This window comes from Leptolyngbya sp. NIES-2104, from assembly GCF_001485215.1.
GTDB lineage: Bacteria > Cyanobacteriota > Cyanobacteriia > Leptolyngbyales > Leptolyngbyaceae > Leptolyngbya.
In genome coordinates this window covers 228485-245091 of sequence record NZ_BBWW01000002.1, presented here as the reverse complement: position 1 = coordinate 245091, position 16607 = coordinate 228485, and the positions used below count along the sequence as shown (strand labels likewise).

Annotated in this window: 19 protein-coding genes and 2 pseudogenes; 9 read left to right on the top strand and 12 right to left on the bottom strand. The window is 47.7% G+C overall.

What is annotated here, in order from left to right; genetic code table 11:
- Window positions 1-40: 40 nt before the first annotated feature.
- From NIES2104_RS33855 to NIES2104_RS33640, 5 genes and pseudogenes are all read right to left on the bottom strand, one after another.
- Window positions 41-328, bottom strand: coding sequence for a DUF1016 N-terminal domain-containing protein (locus tag NIES2104_RS33855; protein WP_339375263.1), 288 nt, complete (start codon window positions 326-328; stop codon window positions 41-43).
- A gap of 64 nt (window positions 329-392) precedes the next feature.
- Window positions 393-440, bottom strand: a pseudogene (locus NIES2104_RS33850) (hypothetical protein); the annotation flags it as partial.
- Between the two features lie 297 nt (window positions 441-737).
- Window positions 738-1544, bottom strand: coding sequence for an SDR family oxidoreductase (locus NIES2104_RS28425; RefSeq protein WP_192843674.1), 807 nt, complete (start codon window positions 1542-1544; stop codon window positions 738-740).
- Window positions 1541-1756: a hypothetical protein gene (locus NIES2104_RS33645; protein WP_263971074.1), complete on the bottom strand. Its 216-nt coding sequence runs from the start codon at window positions 1754-1756 to the stop codon at window positions 1541-1543. Before NIES2104_RS33645 ends, NIES2104_RS28425 begins: the two co-directional genes overlap by 4 nt.
- Window positions 1731-1910 carry a class I SAM-dependent methyltransferase gene (locus NIES2104_RS33640; protein WP_263971073.1) on the bottom strand — a complete coding sequence of 60 codons (180 nt, stop codon included), beginning with the start codon at window positions 1908-1910 and terminating at the stop codon, window positions 1731-1733. Before NIES2104_RS33640 ends, NIES2104_RS33645 begins: the two co-directional genes overlap by 26 nt.
- Before the next feature lie 96 nt (window positions 1911-2006).
- Here NIES2104_RS33640 and NIES2104_RS28415 point away from each other — a divergent pair, with 96 nt between their 5' ends.
- The gene (locus NIES2104_RS28415) at window positions 2007-2219 is read left to right on the top strand and encodes a hypothetical protein (protein WP_059002290.1); all 213 of its coding nucleotides are present in this window, start codon (window positions 2007-2009) and stop codon (window positions 2217-2219) included.
- Window positions 2220-2242: 23 nt separating this feature from the next.
- Here NIES2104_RS28415 and NIES2104_RS28410 read toward each other — a convergent pair whose 3' ends face one another.
- Window positions 2243-2824 carry a hypothetical protein gene (locus NIES2104_RS28410; protein ID WP_059002289.1) on the bottom strand — a complete coding sequence of 194 codons (582 nt, stop codon included), beginning with the start codon at window positions 2822-2824 and terminating at the stop codon, window positions 2243-2245.
- Between the two features lie 128 nt (window positions 2825-2952).
- On the opposite strand from NIES2104_RS28410, the gene NIES2104_RS28405 reads away from it, so the two are divergent.
- Window positions 2953-3246: a hypothetical protein gene (locus tag NIES2104_RS28405; RefSeq protein ID WP_225895337.1), complete on the top strand. Its 294-nt coding sequence runs from the start codon at window positions 2953-2955 to the stop codon at window positions 3244-3246.
- A gap of 282 nt (window positions 3247-3528) precedes the next feature.
- Here the strand turns inward: NIES2104_RS28405 and NIES2104_RS28400 are convergent, their stop codons facing one another.
- From NIES2104_RS28400 to NIES2104_RS28385, 4 genes are read right to left on the bottom strand one after another with little or no spacing between them, the layout of a single operon-like run.
- A complete protein-coding gene (locus NIES2104_RS28400; RefSeq protein ID WP_059002287.1) occupies window positions 3529-6636 on the bottom strand; it encodes a helicase-related protein in 3108 nt (1035 codons plus the stop codon).
- A 2-nt stretch (window positions 6637-6638) separates the two neighbouring features.
- On the bottom strand, window positions 6639-7034 hold the full coding sequence (locus tag NIES2104_RS28395; protein WP_059002286.1) for a type II toxin-antitoxin system VapC family toxin: 396 nt from the start codon (window positions 7032-7034) through the stop codon (window positions 6639-6641).
- A gap of 9 nt (window positions 7035-7043) precedes the next feature.
- Complete coding sequence (locus tag NIES2104_RS28390) at window positions 7044-7307, bottom strand: hypothetical protein (RefSeq protein ID WP_263971072.1); 264 nt, start codon at window positions 7305-7307, stop codon at window positions 7044-7046.
- Window positions 7308-7314: 7 nt separating this feature from the next.
- Window positions 7315-10155, bottom strand: coding sequence for a DUF1156 domain-containing protein (locus tag NIES2104_RS28385; protein WP_059002285.1), 2841 nt, complete (start codon window positions 10153-10155; stop codon window positions 7315-7317).
- Window positions 10156-10248: 93 nt separating this feature from the next.
- Between NIES2104_RS28385 and NIES2104_RS28380 the strand changes: the two genes are divergently transcribed.
- The 6 genes from NIES2104_RS28380 (at window position 10249) to NIES2104_RS28355 (ending at window position 13217) form a co-directional block, all read left to right on the top strand.
- A complete protein-coding gene (locus tag NIES2104_RS28380; protein ID WP_059002284.1) occupies window positions 10249-10575 on the top strand; it encodes a DUF433 domain-containing protein in 327 nt (108 codons plus the stop codon).
- A gap of 3 nt (window positions 10576-10578) precedes the next feature.
- Window positions 10579-10920, top strand: coding sequence for a DUF5615 family PIN-like protein (locus tag NIES2104_RS28375; protein ID WP_059002283.1), 342 nt, complete (start codon window positions 10579-10581; stop codon window positions 10918-10920).
- Between the two features lie 41 nt (window positions 10921-10961).
- Window positions 10962-11240, top strand: coding sequence for a hypothetical protein (locus tag NIES2104_RS28370; protein ID WP_059002282.1), 279 nt, complete (start codon window positions 10962-10964; stop codon window positions 11238-11240).
- On the top strand, window positions 11237-11503 hold the full coding sequence (locus NIES2104_RS28365; protein ID WP_059002281.1) for a DUF433 domain-containing protein: 267 nt from the start codon (window positions 11237-11239) through the stop codon (window positions 11501-11503). Before NIES2104_RS28370 ends, NIES2104_RS28365 begins: the two co-directional genes overlap by 4 nt.
- A gap of 275 nt (window positions 11504-11778) precedes the next feature.
- A complete protein-coding gene (locus NIES2104_RS28360) occupies window positions 11779-12810 on the top strand; it encodes an AAA family ATPase (RefSeq protein ID WP_059002280.1) in 1032 nt (343 codons plus the stop codon).
- Between the two features lie 5 nt (window positions 12811-12815).
- Window positions 12816-13217: a hypothetical protein gene (locus NIES2104_RS28355; protein ID WP_059002279.1), complete on the top strand. Its 402-nt coding sequence runs from the start codon at window positions 12816-12818 to the stop codon at window positions 13215-13217.
- A gap of 14 nt (window positions 13218-13231) precedes the next feature.
- On the opposite strand, the gene NIES2104_RS30625 is transcribed toward NIES2104_RS28355, so the two are convergent.
- Both NIES2104_RS30625 and NIES2104_RS33145 read right to left on the bottom strand, forming a co-directional pair.
- Window positions 13232-13909: an IS630 family transposase gene (locus NIES2104_RS30625; RefSeq protein ID WP_225895336.1), complete on the bottom strand. Its 678-nt coding sequence runs from the start codon at window positions 13907-13909 to the stop codon at window positions 13232-13234.
- Window positions 13884-14252: pseudogene (locus NIES2104_RS33145) on the bottom strand (transposase); the annotation flags it as partial. The pseudogene NIES2104_RS33145 and the gene NIES2104_RS30625, both read right to left, overlap by 26 nt.
- Here NIES2104_RS33145 and NIES2104_RS28340 point away from each other — a divergent pair.
- The gene (locus tag NIES2104_RS28340) at window positions 14251-16422 is read left to right on the top strand and encodes a S8 family peptidase (protein ID WP_059002277.1); all 2172 of its coding nucleotides are present in this window, start codon (window positions 14251-14253) and stop codon (window positions 16420-16422) included. The pseudogene NIES2104_RS33145 and the gene NIES2104_RS28340 overlap by 2 nt on opposite strands.
- Window positions 16423-16607: the final 185 nt, after the last annotated feature.

The window sequence follows — 16607 nt, the reverse complement described above, 5'->3', positions numbered from 1 at the left end:
ATTCGTTAATGCGCTCCCCTGACGGCTATAAAGATCAGAATCAAGTTGGTGGATCAGAACAGTGCGGCTCCAACTGTTTTCGCTCCCTTCGGGGCAGCGAAGCTGTCGTCTTTTGGATGTACCAAGTTCGCTGCTGTGCGTCTTTGACTTTATCAATAATCGCGCAATTGTGCTTCCAAGGAATTTGTGCATCAGCTTGGTGCACAATTGCCTCATCAGGATAAGCTTCGGCAAAAGAGCGCATATACTTTAGGTTTCGAGGCGAGAATCCTGACATTTCGGGGAATTCCAGCTTTAGGTCTTGTGCCAAACGTTGCCTTCGGCTCACGCAAAGCGTGTCCGACCACTTTCGTCCCCCAACCCTCCTTTTGCTGTCGTTGAAGGATTTCTCTTCCAATTTGCCAGTAGAGCAAGATTAATTCTCGGTTGACTGCGAGCACTACCGTGTAGCGAAGCTATCGCTGCTTTAACCTGAGACGAACGAATCCGTTCTTTGAGGTCACGGAAAAAATCATCGTAATTGTCCGGGAAGAGCGAAGTTTGCTGAGGCATAACGGCTAGATGGCAGTAAGTTGCCGTGTGAAGTTGAACGAAACCGCATGATCGATCCCATTCGGGATTCGGAAGCTAAAGCATTTGTGGGTTGGAAGTCACCAAAAGAAATCGAGCGACTGCAACGCCAGCTCGCAGTTCTGCAAAAAATTCACATTCCAGGGTGTTCCAAGACAAATCCTACATCAGTGTTGAGTTGTGCGAGTAGCGTAAGCCGCCAATCGATCGACTAACCCTGGTGCGATGAGCTTTGCCCAAGGAATAACTTTACCTTTTAAGGTCATGATATGGTCTCGTTTGCGGGTTTCCATTGCCGTTACAATTTGACGCACGCAGTTCTCGATCGACATTGTGCCCTGATCCTCATTTCGAGGACTTTGCCCTAGAGATTGTCCATTCCCTGCTAAAGCGCGATCGCGAATGTCAGTGGCAACAAATCCTGGAGAAACCACTAGAACATCAACTCCACTTCCTTGTAATTCAATCCGCAGTGTGTCAAAAAAGCCTTGCATCGCGTGTTTACTCGCAACGTACCCCGTCCGCGTGGGAACCGCTGTTTTACCGCAGAGCGAGGAGATCGCGACCAAAAGACCTCGGCTGCGTTTGAGATAAGGTAGCGCGTAATGGGTGCAGTAGACAGCACCAAGATAATTCACCTGCATCACTTGTTCAAACACAGCAAGATCTGTTACCTGGTCAAATCGACTGAGCATCGTGATGCCAGCATTGTTCACCAGGCAATCAATCTGCCCGAATGCCGCAATTGCTTTCTCGATCAACTGCTCACAAGCTTCAGGTTGAGTCACATCGGTCAGAACAGAAATTGCTCTTCCACCTTGCTTGGCACACAATGCTGCCGTTTCTTCCAGAGCAGCTTGACTCCGGGCTGCCAAGACTAAATTTGCACCTTGTTGAGCTAGAGCAAGCGCGAGTCCTTTGCCAATGCCCGCTGATGCTCCTGTAACAACGATCGTTTTGTTTTCAAAAGTCATGATTTGCGTCCTAAAATCTTTCGGTGGTGCGGATCACTGGCAACGGTTACGAGTCGTTCAAAGCCAACCGACTGCATTGCAGTTTCGACGTTGAAGGTGTAGTAATCATCTGACCAAGGCTCTGTGCTCTTCATGAGGGTGAACAACACGGGCGGCAAATTCTGGATCACCGGAGACTTTGGATTATTATCGACGATCGCGTCGGTGCCCACCTGGACGGAGTAGCCGGAATGCTTCTTGAAAGATTGCGATCGTAGCTGTGCGCGGCAATTCATGAACGACAAACTGAAGCGTGACCAGATCAAAGGAGCCATCGGGTAGCTCCGTTGCTTCGGCATTGGCTAATCTCCGGGGTACTCCGCCCATAGCCGAAGGCTTGGGTAGGGGGTAGAAGCGCCAACTCGGTTGGCAATCTCTAAGAGGTTCCACTAGCGTAGATGTATTCCTAGCGGGAACTTGACTATGCTTCTGACTCAAACCAATCGTTTGAAACTGAATCAAGCAGAAACAGAAGTTGCTAAACAGCTTTGTCGATTGAGCAAGAATATGTTCAACGTGGGGCTGTACAACGTCCGTCAATACTTCTTTCAGGAACGGAAGCATCTTCGATACGAGGGCAACATCACCTCGTCCGCAGCGCAAGAAGCCGGCGCGACCCCTATCAAGAATCGGTAAGAAAACGGCATTAACTCGCTCCGTTAAGCTGACACCGCAGCAGCTTGACCAAGCTTGTAGCGTGGGGATTTATCGCCAATCTTTTCAACCAAACCTGCGCGCCGTTGGTGCATCAGCGTTGCACCCAGCGTTTTTCGCGCTTTGGGCATTTCAGCTTGATCAAATTGGTTATATAGTGCAGCAATCAGCGCGTCAGTTTCATATTCTTGTGTCGGGTCTTGCTGCAATACTTGAACGATCGCATCACTCAGACCTGCACCGTTAAACTTACGTTTCAGTTGCTTCGCATCGAACCCTGTCGATGTTGTGGATGGCGCTTTGGCTTCAGGCTTTGCTTTCTTTGTGCCTGTTTTGCGCGAGCGAGAAAGTTCGGGCTTAGTGTCATCGAGTCGTTCAGTGACGGCTTCAACGATATCGTCTGCGGGAACGACTTCCACTTCCGGTGATTCGTCAAGCAGCGCGTTTAAGGTTTGGAGAGTGCGATCGACTTCCGCACTCACTGAAGATTCGATCTCCGATACAATCTCTTCGCGATCGCTTGTTAAGCGCGATCGTTCTTGTTCAAGATGTTTTCTCGTTTCATCACTCAACACCAGGTAGGACATATCTTCTGTTTCCAATACTCGTAGATTTTTTTGATTGTAGTACCAGGATTGGCAAATTGAGCTAAGTTTTGATCTGAATCCACAATTCTGACTTCTGTATGTCTCACTCGATGAATCACTTTGACGATATGGATACCATCCAGGCAGTGCAACAAAACTTGCAGCAGGTGGCGCAGCAACTCGGACAACCTGACGATGCTGCGAGCATCCAACAACTGTACGGAGATGCTCAGAGTCTTATGAGTCATCTCCTGCCCGACCCGCTGACGCTTGCACGGGTGGCTGGAGTACTGCTAGTCTATCAACTGCCTGATACCGAGCCGGATGAAGTGCACTGGTTTAAATCTGAGCTACAGAACTGCCTGGATGTCGAATCGGTCGAGGAGTTGATTGATTCGCTTTCTCGTCCCGATGGACTTTGATCTCAACAGATAAAGCAACTCCAATGGCTCGAACTTTAGAGAGAGTGTCACGTCCCTCTTCGCTTCAATCACCGACTTAGTTCTCGATGCTGATACTTTAAAGAAGCGGATTGCAACCGCTCTAAAAGAAGAACCGATCATTTCTCTAGGACGATGAGCCAGAGTAGACGCAGGGGAAGAAGCTGTTATTCCTTTTTCTCTTCTTGTGCCTCTTTAGTAGTGTTAGTGTTGGTTTCTCTTGACTTCAAACTCACTGTTCTCAGCGAGCTATGGCTTCTTCAATCAGCGAGTTTGGAGGAGGCTGTCCAGTAGGGGATCTCCAGGCAAAAGCAGTCGTAGTGAAGGCTGTTCATCATACTTCAAGGGATAAAATGTCACTAGATATCGCTGATACTGATGAGTCATTTGCCAAACTCCTTCGCGCACTCGTTCAAATCGTGTACCCTGTGACAATAAAAGCTTGGAAGTCGTAAACAGCGTCTCGATTTCGTCGATCGTGATCGGAGTCTGCGGCATCGACTGACGAACGATCTCTAAATCAGACTGCACATCCATCTCAATCATCTCATCGATTGCAGGACGCAAGGGCGGTGTTTCTAGAACCGTCTCAAACTCAGATAGCAACACATCTTCTTCTTCAGGATCAGCGCTCAACAGCGCCCGCTCGATAAAGGTGGGAACCTTAGCAAGAATCGGCTGCAATTTACCCACGACCGTCGAAAAGGCATCAATGCGATCGCGCAATTTCCGATAGACTTTCGCCTCTACTGTGCCGTCGTAGTAGAAGTTATGAATTCGCACCGTAGGATAGCGTTGACCGATGCGATCGATGCGTCCAATCCGCTGCTCTACCCGCATCGGGTTCCACGGCATATCGTAGTTGATTAGTACGCCGCAGGTTTGCAAATTCAAGCCCTCACTCGCGGATTCAGTACAAAGCAGAATTTTGATCTCACCGTTACGGAACCGCTGCTTGATGCTTTCTTTGGGAACCGTGACCCAATGATCGTCGCGATAAAGTTCGCCGCCTCGCCCAGAGTAGCAAGCCAACTGATTACCGAAACTAGAGCGCAAGAATTCACGCAGATAGTCCATCGTGTCGGTATATTGAGTGAAGACGATCACGCTATCTCGTGTGTTTAATTCCTGGCGTAACAGCGTTAAAAACTGAGCGCATTTGGTATCTTCTCCAGTGTTCTCAAACTGAATCAACAAGTCTTGTAAATACTCGATTTCTTTCGGATGAACTGGCTCAAAGAATGTCTTTAGTCCATCGATCACGGCATCATCCACATCGTCGAGTTCGAGCAGATCATCGGCTGTGAGACTCGTTTGCTGTCCGGTTTGCAGATCGGTTAATCGCCGTTCTAGCGATCGCTCGATCGCATAAAACGAACTGGTCAGCCGCTTGCGATACAACGTCATCAAGAAGCCGAGTGCTTTGCGGTTTTCTTTCTGAGCTAAACGGTAAAAATGGCGCACATAGTCGCTGACAGCGCGGTAGAGTTCAGCTTCGCGAGTCGGTTCTAGCACGATCGCATTGTCCCAAACCTCTCGAATGGGAACATCTTTTTCAAGCACACCCAGTTTGTAGTACTGTCTGAGCGTATCGCGAGTATGTCGGAACATTAAATCCTTGAGCGGCGTATTCACGGTTAAATATTGCCGCGATGCGGTAAGAAAGGCTTCGTCTTTGGCTAAACGCGAATCTACGGTCGTGCGTTTCTGTTGCCAGACATCTTCGAGCTTGTACGCCAATCTGCGATCGCACTTCATTAGATGCTGCTGGAGTCGCGGACAGGGCTTGCCGCCTTGAGCAAAGTAATCGGTAGACATTTGCTGCCAGAAGCTTAACGTATGAGAATCTGCTTCGATTGTGAGGTGTTTGAAGTAGTCGCAAAAGTTATCGGCATACCGCCAGTGTCCCTTGAGTCCGAGCAGGTTGAGCAGATCGAAAACCTCGATCGGATCGATCTGCATCGGGGTAGCTGAAAGTAACAGCAAAGCTTTGGTTCGATCTTTGAGCTTCTGCATCAACTCTAGAAGTCGATTTGGTGTTTCTTTGCGGTTCTGAGGGGATTTACGACGAGCGTGATGAGCTTCATCGAGTACGACCAAATCCCACGGCTCTGAGTCTAAAAGCTCCTGCATTCGTTCTTTACGGCGTACCAAATGACTCGAAGCCAGAATTAAGTTTTGAGTGTTCCAAGGATTGTCAGCCAGCGGAATAGATTGTTTGAACGGATCACGCAGTTCACCTTGGGCGAGACTCCAAAAATGGAGATTGAATTTCTCGCGCAGTTCATCTTGCCATTGGGGTTGCACACTGGCGGGAGCCAGAACCAAGACGCGCTGAGCTTTTTTGGAGAGAATGAGGTAGCGCAGAATTAAGCCCGTCTCGATCGTCTTTCCCAGTCCAACTTCATCGGCAATCAAACCATTGCGGGGAAATTCTTCGGCATAGCGACGCAGGATTTTGATTTGGTGAATCCAGGGCTGAATCGGAATCGATTTGAGCGTGAAATCGAGACAGCCGGGATGTTGATGGAGATTCGCCAGCGTTTCAAACTGCTGAATTTCGTGCGGATAGTCTTCGATCGAAATTTCAGGTTCAATGATCGGTTGTACTTCGATTGCACGTTGATCAAACTCAATTTCTTGGCTCCAAATCGGTTTCGTTTTAGGCACGTATTGCAGCAGTCTTCGCTTCACAGCTTCGGGGACTTCAAACACTCGAACATTTTTGGTTTGATTGTTCCAGAGTGTCTCAAAGCGATCGCATTCTAATTCGACCCGCTGCAAATCTCGTCCGCCTTCCCACGCAAGATAGACATGAAACGATTCTACATTTGCGTACCAGCCGCCGATCGATTCATTATTCGAGCCGCTAAAGGCTAAGCGATCACCGTTATTGTCGGTGATGATGCCCACTTTCTCGTGAAATAGCCGATTCGGATCAAGCTGCTCTTCGCTGTTTTCGGGTGTGCCGTCTGACTTGAGCGGAATGGCGATGCGAATATCGAGAATATTGTTCTGAATCAGCCAGCTTAGGATCTCGAAGTGTTTGAGTTGGGCAAAGTTGCTGGGCGGCTGAAAGGATTGGTTTAAGCGATCGCTTAATGCGTTCTTCAGTTCATAGCCTTGCTGAATCGCTTGTAAGTCGGTCGGACTGAATTGACATCCCATGATTAGTCGCATTTGTCCGCTATTGTCGAGCATTGCACCGAGACCACGGGCGACTTTGCTGAGAATCGAGCTATTGAAGAATCCGGCTTTGCGATCGTATTGGACTGCACATTCTAATACTGGAATGTAGAAATCTGCGATCGGATTGTTTTCGTCGCTCGAATAGCTGATTTTCCAACGGTGATTCTGTAGTAATTGAGGCATCGTTACGGCTCCAGCCAATCCTCAAGCTGTAAATTGGCAATATTTTCAAAATGACGAGTGTTGTTTGTCACCAAAATGTCTTGGCGAAATCGTGTGACTGCTGCAATTAAAGCATCTTGTTCTCCGGTCGGCTTACCTGCTGCTTTGAGTTCCGCTTGGATTCTGCCAAACTCCAGCGCTGCCCCTCGATCAAACTCGACCACTTCTACTAAGCTGAGAAAGTTTCGTAAGCCCGCATAGTTCTTCTCAAACTGCTCCGAACAGTAAACGCCTTTGTAGAGTTCTGCAAGAACGATCGTTGAAATGTAGCAGTCGATCGCTTTTGTGTCGAAGATTCGCTTGGGAATGGGGTTTTCTTTGATCAGGGCAATGCAGATATTGGTGTCAAGTGAATACATGGCTGAACTCTAATCGTCGAATGAATCAGTCTGGCGACCTCGATATAAATGGCGTTCTTGATCGATGTCCGCAAAAATTTGGTCAAGATTTGGGTCGTCTTTCCATCCGCCGAGTTTTTCATTGATCAGCGTTTGCCGTTCTTCTGGAGTCAGGTGGCTGAGTGGATGCGAACCGACAATCTCAATCGTGATTTCAGAGCCACTCGGAAGATTCTCCACTTGCTCCAATAGCTCGATCGTGTTTCCGCGTAAAATGCCTTTCACTTTCATCATGTCGCTCCTAAAATAAGCTTTGTTGCCCATCGCTCAAGTTTAGTTCGGGTTGCTCGTAGCGGACTTTGGCTTTGATTTCGTCCATTGCGAGCCACAAATCTGCGAGGGCTTTTTCTTCGAGAATACGTTTACGATCGTCGCTGATATGTGGGATGACTCGCAAAGTGACCTCCCACGATCGCATAAAAAGATCATTGCTTAAAAGTCCGGTGGTTTTAAGGAAGCGGCGAACGGGATCGATCGATTGCTCTTCGAGGTAGATGGCGATGACCGCATGAAGCGCGTCGATCAGTGAGGTCAGCGTAAACTCTTCGGGATTGGTGGAGAAGGCGCGTTTTTTGAAGCGTTGATCGGGGGTGAGGAGTTTGCAAGTCCCGCTCGTCGAGTCGAGGAGTTTGTGGGTTTTGGCGAGGTCGGTGACGTTGAAGCCTCCGACAGCGAGGGCGAGTTGGCGGGCTTCATCGAAGGGGAATTCGCGGGCGCGGAAGGCATCCCAGGCGAGGATGTACCAGGTGGTGAGGGGGTCGAAGCCGAGGGTGTCGCTTTGGGCGAGTTTGTGGAAGCGGTAGTTGGCGACGGCTTTGCGGGCTTCAGAAAAGGCTTGTTCGGGGCGGACTTCGGTTCCGGCGGTGTCGAGGATGGGGTGGTGTTTGGAGAAGACGTTGAGGGCGGGACCGAAGGCGGATAGGTAGAGGTCGATGCCAACTCCTTCGATCGGGTTTTGCGGGTCTTGGAGGTCGGCTTCGAGTTGGGGGGCGCGTTGGGAGACGGTGTTGACCAGTTCGGTGCGGATGTCGTCCCACCAGGCTTGTCCGGCGTTCGGGTTGCGTTTGCGGCAGACGAGGAGGACGGTGCTGGAGACGGAGTTTTTTTGTGCTTGGTGGAGGTTTTGGGGGTTTTCGGTGCTGACTGACCAGGAGGCGGTGATCTCGAATCCGGCATCGATCAGGGATTTGGCGAGGACATCCCAGGCTCCTGAGTCTTTGTGGTTGAATTGGACGGTCATGACTCCATCGTCGCGGAGGACGCGGTGGTATTCGGCGAAGGCAAGTGCCATTTTTGCTTCGTAGTCTTGGTTGGCGAGGAGTTCGGGACTGATGCCCATGTTGCGGAAGCGGGAGGGGTTGGCGACGGCTTCGCGGTCTTTGTCGGTGAGGTCTGACCAGAAGAGATCGGGGAAGATGTCGCCTAATGTCCGCTTTTGCCAGACGTAGAAGAAATCAGATAGTTCAGAGTATTGAATCGTTGCGTAGTAAGGGGGATCAGTCACGATCGCGCTAACAGAGCTATCAGGAATGTGAAAGAGATTATCGGCTGATGCAGCGTTGATTTGAATATCCTTAATGGTTGAATCTAGTAGTCCTGGAATGTCAGACAGAGTAGAGCTACTTTCAATAAATTTACAAATTCCTGAATAATCAGAGATTACACATTGACTCTCGTATTCCCACAACTTCTCGATAGCATTAGTTTCGGGATAGTTCCAAAATAAATTAAGCGAGTGTTGAGCTAATGCAGGTTCTACAGATATTTTAGAAGCATTCAAGTGAGCTAATCGGCAGTTGCGATCTACACAATTACTTAGGATTAGAGTGAGATAGGTACAGATCGCGGCGGCTTTATCAAGTTCGCATTTCTCTTGAATTAGAGTTTTCGCTTTGTCGATCAGATCTACAAATGTGATTAGTGAAAGAAGCTGACGAGAGTTAAATAATTGTTCCCAACGTCTTACACCGCGATTGAAACAGCGTGTATCTTGACCTTGGAGAAGTTCTTCAGAAGGAATTAAGTCTTCTCTTGAAGCTCTGTACTCTTGAAGTAGTAACTCAGCCTTTTCTACTCCTGTGAAATCTAAATCCACTGGCGCTCTGAACTCAATACCTCCGCTTCCTTTCCGGTAAGACACAGCATATAGAGAATAGCTAAAATTCTCATCAAGTAGCTGCTGATCAATAAATGAACTATCAATAAGAGTTTGGCAATTCAAGCATTTACCATCGCCGCCTTTGATAGACACTGCAATGTCTGGATCATAATCACCATCAGCAGTCTGTATGCTGATTCCTTGCCCCTTCCTTCCTCGAATTAGTTCAAAATTAACTTGCTTGTTTTCAGGATCAGGAATCGGTTTAATCGCATACCAATCGCTAGTTATCTTTCTTGGCTGATTCTTACCAGCATAATTGCTTGAGCGACTTAACCACCAACTAGCACTCAATGGAATTTTTGATTGACAGCTTGGACAAGTAACAGTGTGTGCCCAAAAATAGTTCTGTACCTTCTCCCCCGGCAACGATGGAAAAAACTCCGCTAATCGCTTCTCTGCCTCATCACCCACCCACTTCACCCATCGATCGATATCCTGCTGCAAATCCGCCCCAAACTTCAGCGGATACTCGATCGCCGCCTTCATCGTCACCACTGCCACCGGATTAAGATCCGAAGCTAACACCTTCAACCCATACCGCGCCGCCTCAAACGGAATACTCCCGCCCCCCGCAAACGCATCCAGCACCACCGGAGTCTTCGTCCCCCACTGCGCCTCACACAACGCCTGCACCTTCGCAATGCGATCGGCTGATGGCGGAGTCTTATACAGCTTCGTCGTCTTATCCTGCATCCCCGCCACCCGCCGATTCAGCCCCAGCAAATACTCAAACTCCTCGATCGACACCTCCGCAGGCAGCAAAGACCCCAACACCGAAGCCCGACTAAACGACAGCGGTTTACGCGAATACCACCGATGCAACCCCTTAAACGGATTCCCCCCATGCTCGTAATACACCTGCTCATTCAGGAGCTTCACAGGCATAATCTTTTCGATAAACACGGGCTTGCGGGTTGTCATAATCTTGAGTGCGATCGTCCGTTGATATTTTAGACGGTCGATCGCGGTTGCGCCGATTATCCTTAAACTAGAGTGATTTTTGGAACCTGCTTCATGTCACTGCAAGATCTCCAGACCCAACTTCTCGCGCTCAGTCCTGCTGAAAAAACCCAAGCGATTCAACTCTTAATCGAAAGCCTCAGTGACACTTGGACAGGCATCGAGAAAACTCTGGGTGTCTGCGGTGGAGATGCCCGAATTACAAATACTCGCATCCCCGTTTGGGTACTGGTTCGAGCTAAACAACTCGGCAACACAGATGCCCAAATTCTGACCAATTACCCCACCATTACAGCCACGGATCTGAGTAACGCTTGGCGCTATGCAGAGGCGCATCTAGGAGAAATCGAGCAAGCGATCGCAGAAAATGAGGCAGCGTAATCCGTGGCACGACTTTACGCAGACGAACAGTTTCCTTTCCTGACGAGCGAACATCTCCGCCAGCTTGGGCACGACGTTCTAACTGTTCAGGAAGCAGGCAAAGCAAACCAAGGTATTCCAGATGATCAAGTTCTTGCTTTTGCCACAGAGCAATCGCGGGCGATTTTAACGCTGAACCGCCGCGACTTCATTCGACTGCACAATCAAGATTCCAATCATGCAGGGATGATTGCTTGCACTGACGATGGCAATAAAATTCGATTGGCAGAACGGATCAATGCTGCAATTCAAGCAGAAGAAACGCTTAACGGTAAACTAATTCGGGTTGTCAGACCTTCAGAATGACGACCGTTTGACGAACTTCTGAAAGTAATAAGGAGAATTTAATGGATGCAAGATTTACAGAAGCCGCCGCGAGAGAACTTGCCCAATTGGAGGCAGAGGCAGGTGGCATGACCAATGCAGGATTCGACTTCGGCGATCGTCTTGGCGAAGCAGTCCGTCTCGACCTATTTAACCGCGATGCCGATACAGTTGCTCAAGTCGTCACAGCCCGATTCGGCAATGTCTTATCTGAGCAAGAAGTCCAAGAACTCGTGGCTCAGTTTCAAGTCCAAGTCCAAGAAAAAGTAGCTGAAAAACTGGCAGATCAATCTTCTGTATGAGCGCTTTTGCACTGAAATTCTTCCACGGTATTGAGAAAACGCTGGGGGTCTGCGGTGGAGATGCCCGGATTGCTAATACCCGGATTCCGGTTTGGGTGCTGGTTCAAGCTCGAAATCTTGGCAACACCGAAGCGCAAATTTTAGCCAATTACCCCACGATTAGCGCGATCGATCTCAGTAACGCATGGCGCTATGCAGAGGCGCATCTAAGAGAAATAGAGCAAGCGGTGCCTACGGCTAGGCAAAGCCACCGCAGAAAATGAGGCAGCCTAATCTCTGGCAAGACTTTATGCAGATGAACAGTTTCCTTTCCTGACGAGCGAACACTTACGCCAGCTTGGGCACGACGTTCTACTGCCAGCTTGCAGCGATTATGTGCCTCATCACTTCAACAAAAGTGTTCTACTAGCCACACATTCTTTAGAACAAATGAACTTATCAAAGTAATGGTAGATTTAGTGGTAAGCTAGCCGAATTTGTTTTTCTAGTTCATCTTAGTACAAATAAACTATAATCGAAATAAACGTAGGTTCAATATATGGCACGGGGAGAAATCCTAAGAAAACTCTTCAGAAGCTTCTCTCACAACGAGAGAGAAGAGTTTTTAGCTGCCGCACAAGAATTAATTGAAGAAGAGAAAAGTAAAAATCATACCCTTCTTGCTAGAGATCTAGAGAAAATTCTTCACAACGGAAACGGGAATGGTAGGTTCAAACCAGTTTCCTCAAACCTTGCTCCCTGGCAACAGTTTCCTGAACCTCCTAAAGATCGAGAAACAGGGCTAGCACTGGTTGAAGTAAAGCAGCTTGATTTGACATGGGATCATGTTGTTCTCAGCGAAACCATTCTAGATCCCTTAAATGAAGTTGTTCTCGAAAATCGTAAGCAGGATATTCTCCTTGCTCATGGACTGCGACCTAAGAACAAAGTTCTCTTTTGTGGTCCTCCAGGGTGCGGAAAAACTCAAACAGCCAAAGTTCTGTCTAGTGTTTTGGGGCTTCCTCTTGTTTATGTGAACCTCACGGCTGTCTTCTCTTCCTATTTGGGTGAAACTGCTACGAATCTACAAAAAATCTTTACATACATTCAACAGGGAGAGTGGGTTGTCCTGTTCGATGAGTTTGACGCAATCGCCCGCGATCGCAATACTCCAAACGAGCATGGTGAAGTTAAACGCCTTGTTAATAGTCTCCTTCAGCTAATTGATACAACAGAAAGCAGCAGCTTGTTTATTGCCGCCACAAATCACGAAAATCTCTTAGATACAGCAGTCTGGCGCAGATTTGATGAAGTGCTACTTTTTGATCGTCCCTCGAACAATCTTCGCATTGCACTCCTCACTCGCTATCTTTCCGCAATTCGTTACCCAGGCGTTGATCTTGCCTATTTTGCAACACTGCTCGAATCAGCAACAGGCGCAGACATCGAGCGAATCTGCTCTGATGCCACAAAAGCTGTTCTTCTCCGAGGAGACGTTGAGCTTTCAGCAGATGACTTAGAAATTGCGATCGCACGTTATCTTGCTAGAGAGCGTATAATATCGAACTCAATAGAAGCGTTTACACCTTAGCAAGAATGGCGAATCAATTCGAGCATCTAAAATTGCCCAGAGTGAATACTCAGCTACCTCGTCGAGCAAAGAGTGGAGGAGGGGGTGGTAAACGTGGCGATCGCAGCACACGCGGTACGCAAATTATGGCTCAAATCTCCACCCTGACCGAATCGGCTAGAGAACGGCGAAGTTCCTTCCACCTCGATCCAAAACTGATCTTCAAAATCAAAGTCGCCAAAGACTTTTCGCTTCAAGATGATGAGCTAACAAAATCTGGCTTAACGCTACTGGGAAGAGAGCCTGCAATTAGCAAAGCAGTCGTCGTTTTTGCTTCAGATGAGGAGTTGACAGAATTTAGAAAGCGCATTGAAATCTATAGCGGTATCAAAGCGGGTCCTCAGTATGACTACTTGGATGCAGTATAGCCATCCTAAATGATTCATGAAAAAGAGCCATACAGGGACAATTTGGAAAAACTAAAGCGTTGATGTTGAGTTGCGAACTCAAACAGACGTTTGACGATGGGGAAGGATCGGCAAAGCATATAGTATTCGCGAATGAAGCGTTTTGCCTGAAGCCACACATCTTCAATCGGGTTCTGCTCAGGTGCATTGGGAGCAAATCTCAGACAAGTGATGCGCCACTGGTCAGGGTCAAGTCCGTGATTGATTTCTTCAAGAAAGGCTTTGACTTCCCCAGAGCGATGATAGCTCGCTCCATCCCAGAGCACAGCAATGCGAGCGTCCGGGCATTGCTGCAAAAGATATTGCAAGAAGGCAATCGTGGCGGCAGAATCCCCTTTTTTGTAGGATTGAACCAGACATTTCCCGGTCACGACGTTGAGTGCGCCATAGTAGGTCTGCTTGTCGCGTTGATTCACAACCGGAATTTCAATCCGGTCTTTGCGCTTTCCCCAGACGTACCCAGTAACATCGCCCCACAGCAAATGACACTCATCTTCAAAGAACACCACTAACTTGCCCGTGACCAGTTCCGCTTGATGCGCTTTGAGCCAAGCGGTAATTTCCTGTTTTTTTTTCAACCAAGTCTGGGTCTTTCTTCGGGTTACATTTCTGAGTTTTCTTCCAACTGATGCCTGCCTCGTGGAACAGGTCATAATAGCTTTGTTTTGAGGCAAAGATCACCCCATACTGCTGATCCACGTACTCCACTAGCTCCAGCAATTGCCAATACTGCTTTTGCTGTAACCACTCAATCACAGTTTGTCGTTGCGATTCACTGAGATAACTCTTGCGTCCCTGATATGCCAGTCGTAGGCTTTTTACCCCCTCGGCTTCATAGTTCTGTTTCCATTTGGTGACGAACCCGATGGAGACTTGTAGCACCGCTTGAATATCCCGGTAGGCATAGCCTTGTTGCACCATTTGTACTGCCAGGGCGCGTTTCAATTCACGGGGGTCAGGATTGCTGTCGATAAAGCTCTTGAGTTCGCTCTGCATGGCACACGAAAATGGTGATTGTCCATTTCAGTGTTCCCAATGTCCCCGTGTTCATAACTCAAATCGGAACGCTATAGAAGAATTAGTTCCACTAGAGCCTCAAGATCGTCTAGGTCGATTACTTGAATTAGAACCCTTACAAGCTGGTGAAATTGCAGCACTCGATTTGGAGCTTTGGCATACGGGCGATCGACAAGAAATGCGAAAGTACATCGATCAAATTCGCCAAGATCTACGATCATGTTCAACCGAAACTGCAAAATTTGATCTGACTGATTCCTACATTGGAGAATATCTCTGTATCGCCCGCATCAAAGTTAATCAGACCATTCTGAATCAGCTATTAAATGAATTAATCGTTAAAGAAATCGATCGTCGTCCTAGAGTTGCATTTGCAATGCGCTCTGAATTCAATCCTTCCCTTTCAGAAATCCCCACTGTCAATTCTCCACCTCCTTATTACTGCGGGATTTTATTAATTGACACAGGTATTTCTCGCGGTCATCCATTACTTGCCCCTGTCATTGGAGAAGCAGAAGTCTTTCCTGATACCAAGCGGCAATTCATTCAAGGAGGTGCAGAGGATGAGGCGAATCATGGAACAGGTGTCGCAGCGATCGCGGCTTATGGAGATGTTGAAGCCTGCATCCGCAAGAAATCTTTTGATTCCTCTGCCTGGATTTATTCAGCTCGTGTGATGAATGAGCGCAATGAATTTGATGAAGACCTACTGTTAGAGAATCAATTAGAACAAGCCATCTTATACTTCATCAATCAATATCCTAACTGTAAAGTTATCAATCTCTCTTTAGGCAATGCTGAACAGATATATCGAGACGGAAGCAAACAGTTTAGAATTGCGGCTAAACTCGACGAGCTAGCTTATCGATATCAACATAAGAATCTTGTGTTCGTCGTCTCAGCAGGAAACTCATATCGCTACCCTCACAGGGATGAAAGAGAGCGACTTCGGACAGACTATCCCAACTATCTATTTGACCCGGAATCACGAATTATTGATCCGGCTACTTCTGAGATCGCACTAACGGTGGGTTCTCTGTCTCTAGGTCGCGGCAGTATGACCTATCCAGACGACGCTCGACGAAATACAGTTACTAAAGTCCCTGGATATCCTTCGCCTTTTACTAGAGTCGGGTTTGGCGTAGATGGCATGATCAAACCAGAGTTAGTCGATTGGGGCGGCGATATTGTTCTGGATGGCGATCGTAAGGCATCTGATAATGAATCAGGTGTTTCGATTGTGACCTTCTCTCAAAATTATTCATCTTCACTGTTTCAGATGGCGATCGGAACCAGTTTTGCGGCTCCTCGTGTGTCAAATCTGGCAGCTCAACTATTTACTAAGTATCCAGAGGCATCATCTAATCTTATTCGTGCATTAGTCAGCATCTCTGCTGAATTACCAGTTGAAATTCCACCCGCTCTTCAGGTTGGTTTAAAGTTGTCTCAAAGTCAGAAATCCGAACAACTTAATCGGCGGCTTTCAATCTATGGCTATGGACAAGCAGATCTGCAAAGAGCAATGTACTCGGCAGATAATTACGCTGTCCTACTAGAGGATCACCTTGACATTGCAGTGGGCAGTTTTGAGATCTTTGAAATTCCTGCCTTACCACCTGAGTACCTGAGAACTAGAGGAGTTCGACGACTCTCAATCGCTCTAGCCTTCGATCCCCCAACTCGTCCGACTCGTGGCGATTCTTATCTTGGAATTACAATGGAGTTCAGTCTATTCAAAGGCGTTGAGCAAGCAAGCATCGTGAATGCTTATATCAATGCGAAGAGGGCTAAAGAAGCAGGTGACAAGAACAGCTATTCCGAAATCTCAAAGGAAATCCTTAGCAAACAATTCGGTTATGGATGCGAAGTTGACTTGTCGCCCAATTCAACTCTTCGTAAGAAGGGCACTTTACAACGAGGAAGCATAGACATCTCATCAGTCGCAACAAAGTATGATCAGGGACCGCTGCATTTAGTCGTTACTTGTAACCGAAAGTGGGTCAAAGTAGAAGACATTCCCTCACAGCGTTATGCGTTAGTTGTTGCTGTTGAGCATTCAGACCCAGGCGTAAAGCTTTACAATCGCCTTCGTACTGCGATCGAGCAAAGACTTAATCAACTCAGTCAGCAAATTAGGATACGGCAATAGAATAGTTCGGTTTTCTTTGTTCTCCTAGCTCCTTTCGTGTCTTTGTAGATAGCAGGCGACAACTTCATAATCAATCCATTACGACAAATTGCTGACAATCATAAACTCCTGCTATCAATCACCGAAAAATGAATGACAAAAAGGAACTCAAGTAGGAAACAATATTAGAGTCTCAATTGTCACAG

Excerpts from the sequence above, each read along its gene's own strand:
- NIES2104_RS28425 (WP_192843674.1), bottom strand. The coding sequence starts at position 1,544 with ATGACTTTTGAAAACAAAACGATCGTTGTTACAGGAGCATCAGCGGGC.
- NIES2104_RS33640 (WP_263971073.1), bottom strand. The coding sequence starts at position 1,910 with ATGGGCGGAGTACCCCGGAGATTAGCCAATGCCGAAGCAACGGAGCTA.
- NIES2104_RS28415 (WP_059002290.1), top strand. The coding sequence starts at position 2,007 with ATGCTTCTGACTCAAACCAATCGTTTGAAACTGAATCAAGCAGAAACA.
- NIES2104_RS28410 (WP_059002289.1), bottom strand. The coding sequence starts at position 2,824 with ATGTCCTACCTGGTGTTGAGTGATGAAACGAGAAAACATCTTGAACAA.
- NIES2104_RS28405 (WP_225895337.1), top strand. The coding sequence starts at position 2,953 with ATGGATACCATCCAGGCAGTGCAACAAAACTTGCAGCAGGTGGCGCAG.
- NIES2104_RS28400 (WP_059002287.1), bottom strand. The coding sequence starts at position 6,636 with ATGCCTCAATTACTACAGAATCACCGTTGGAAAATCAGCTATTCGAGC.
- NIES2104_RS28395 (WP_059002286.1), bottom strand. The coding sequence starts at position 7,034 with ATGTATTCACTTGACACCAATATCTGCATTGCCCTGATCAAAGAAAAC.
- NIES2104_RS28390 (WP_263971072.1), bottom strand. The coding sequence starts at position 7,307 with ATGATGAAAGTGAAAGGCATTTTACGCGGAAACACGATCGAGCTATTG.
- NIES2104_RS28385 (WP_059002285.1), bottom strand. The coding sequence starts at position 10,155 with ATGACAACCCGCAAGCCCGTGTTTATCGAAAAGATTATGCCTGTGAAG.
- NIES2104_RS28380 (WP_059002284.1), top strand. The coding sequence starts at position 10,249 with ATGTCACTGCAAGATCTCCAGACCCAACTTCTCGCGCTCAGTCCTGCT.
- NIES2104_RS28370 (WP_059002282.1), top strand. The coding sequence starts at position 10,962 with ATGGATGCAAGATTTACAGAAGCCGCCGCGAGAGAACTTGCCCAATTG.
- NIES2104_RS28365 (WP_059002281.1), top strand. The coding sequence starts at position 11,237 with ATGAGCGCTTTTGCACTGAAATTCTTCCACGGTATTGAGAAAACGCTG.
- NIES2104_RS28360 (WP_059002280.1), top strand. The coding sequence starts at position 11,779 with ATGGCACGGGGAGAAATCCTAAGAAAACTCTTCAGAAGCTTCTCTCAC.
- NIES2104_RS28355 (WP_059002279.1), top strand. The coding sequence starts at position 12,816 with ATGGCGAATCAATTCGAGCATCTAAAATTGCCCAGAGTGAATACTCAG.
- NIES2104_RS30625 (WP_225895336.1), bottom strand. The coding sequence starts at position 13,909 with ATGACCTGTTCCACGAGGCAGGCATCAGTTGGAAGAAAACTCAGAAAT.
- NIES2104_RS28340 (WP_059002277.1), top strand. The coding sequence starts at position 14,251 with ATGGCACACGAAAATGGTGATTGTCCATTTCAGTGTTCCCAATGTCCC.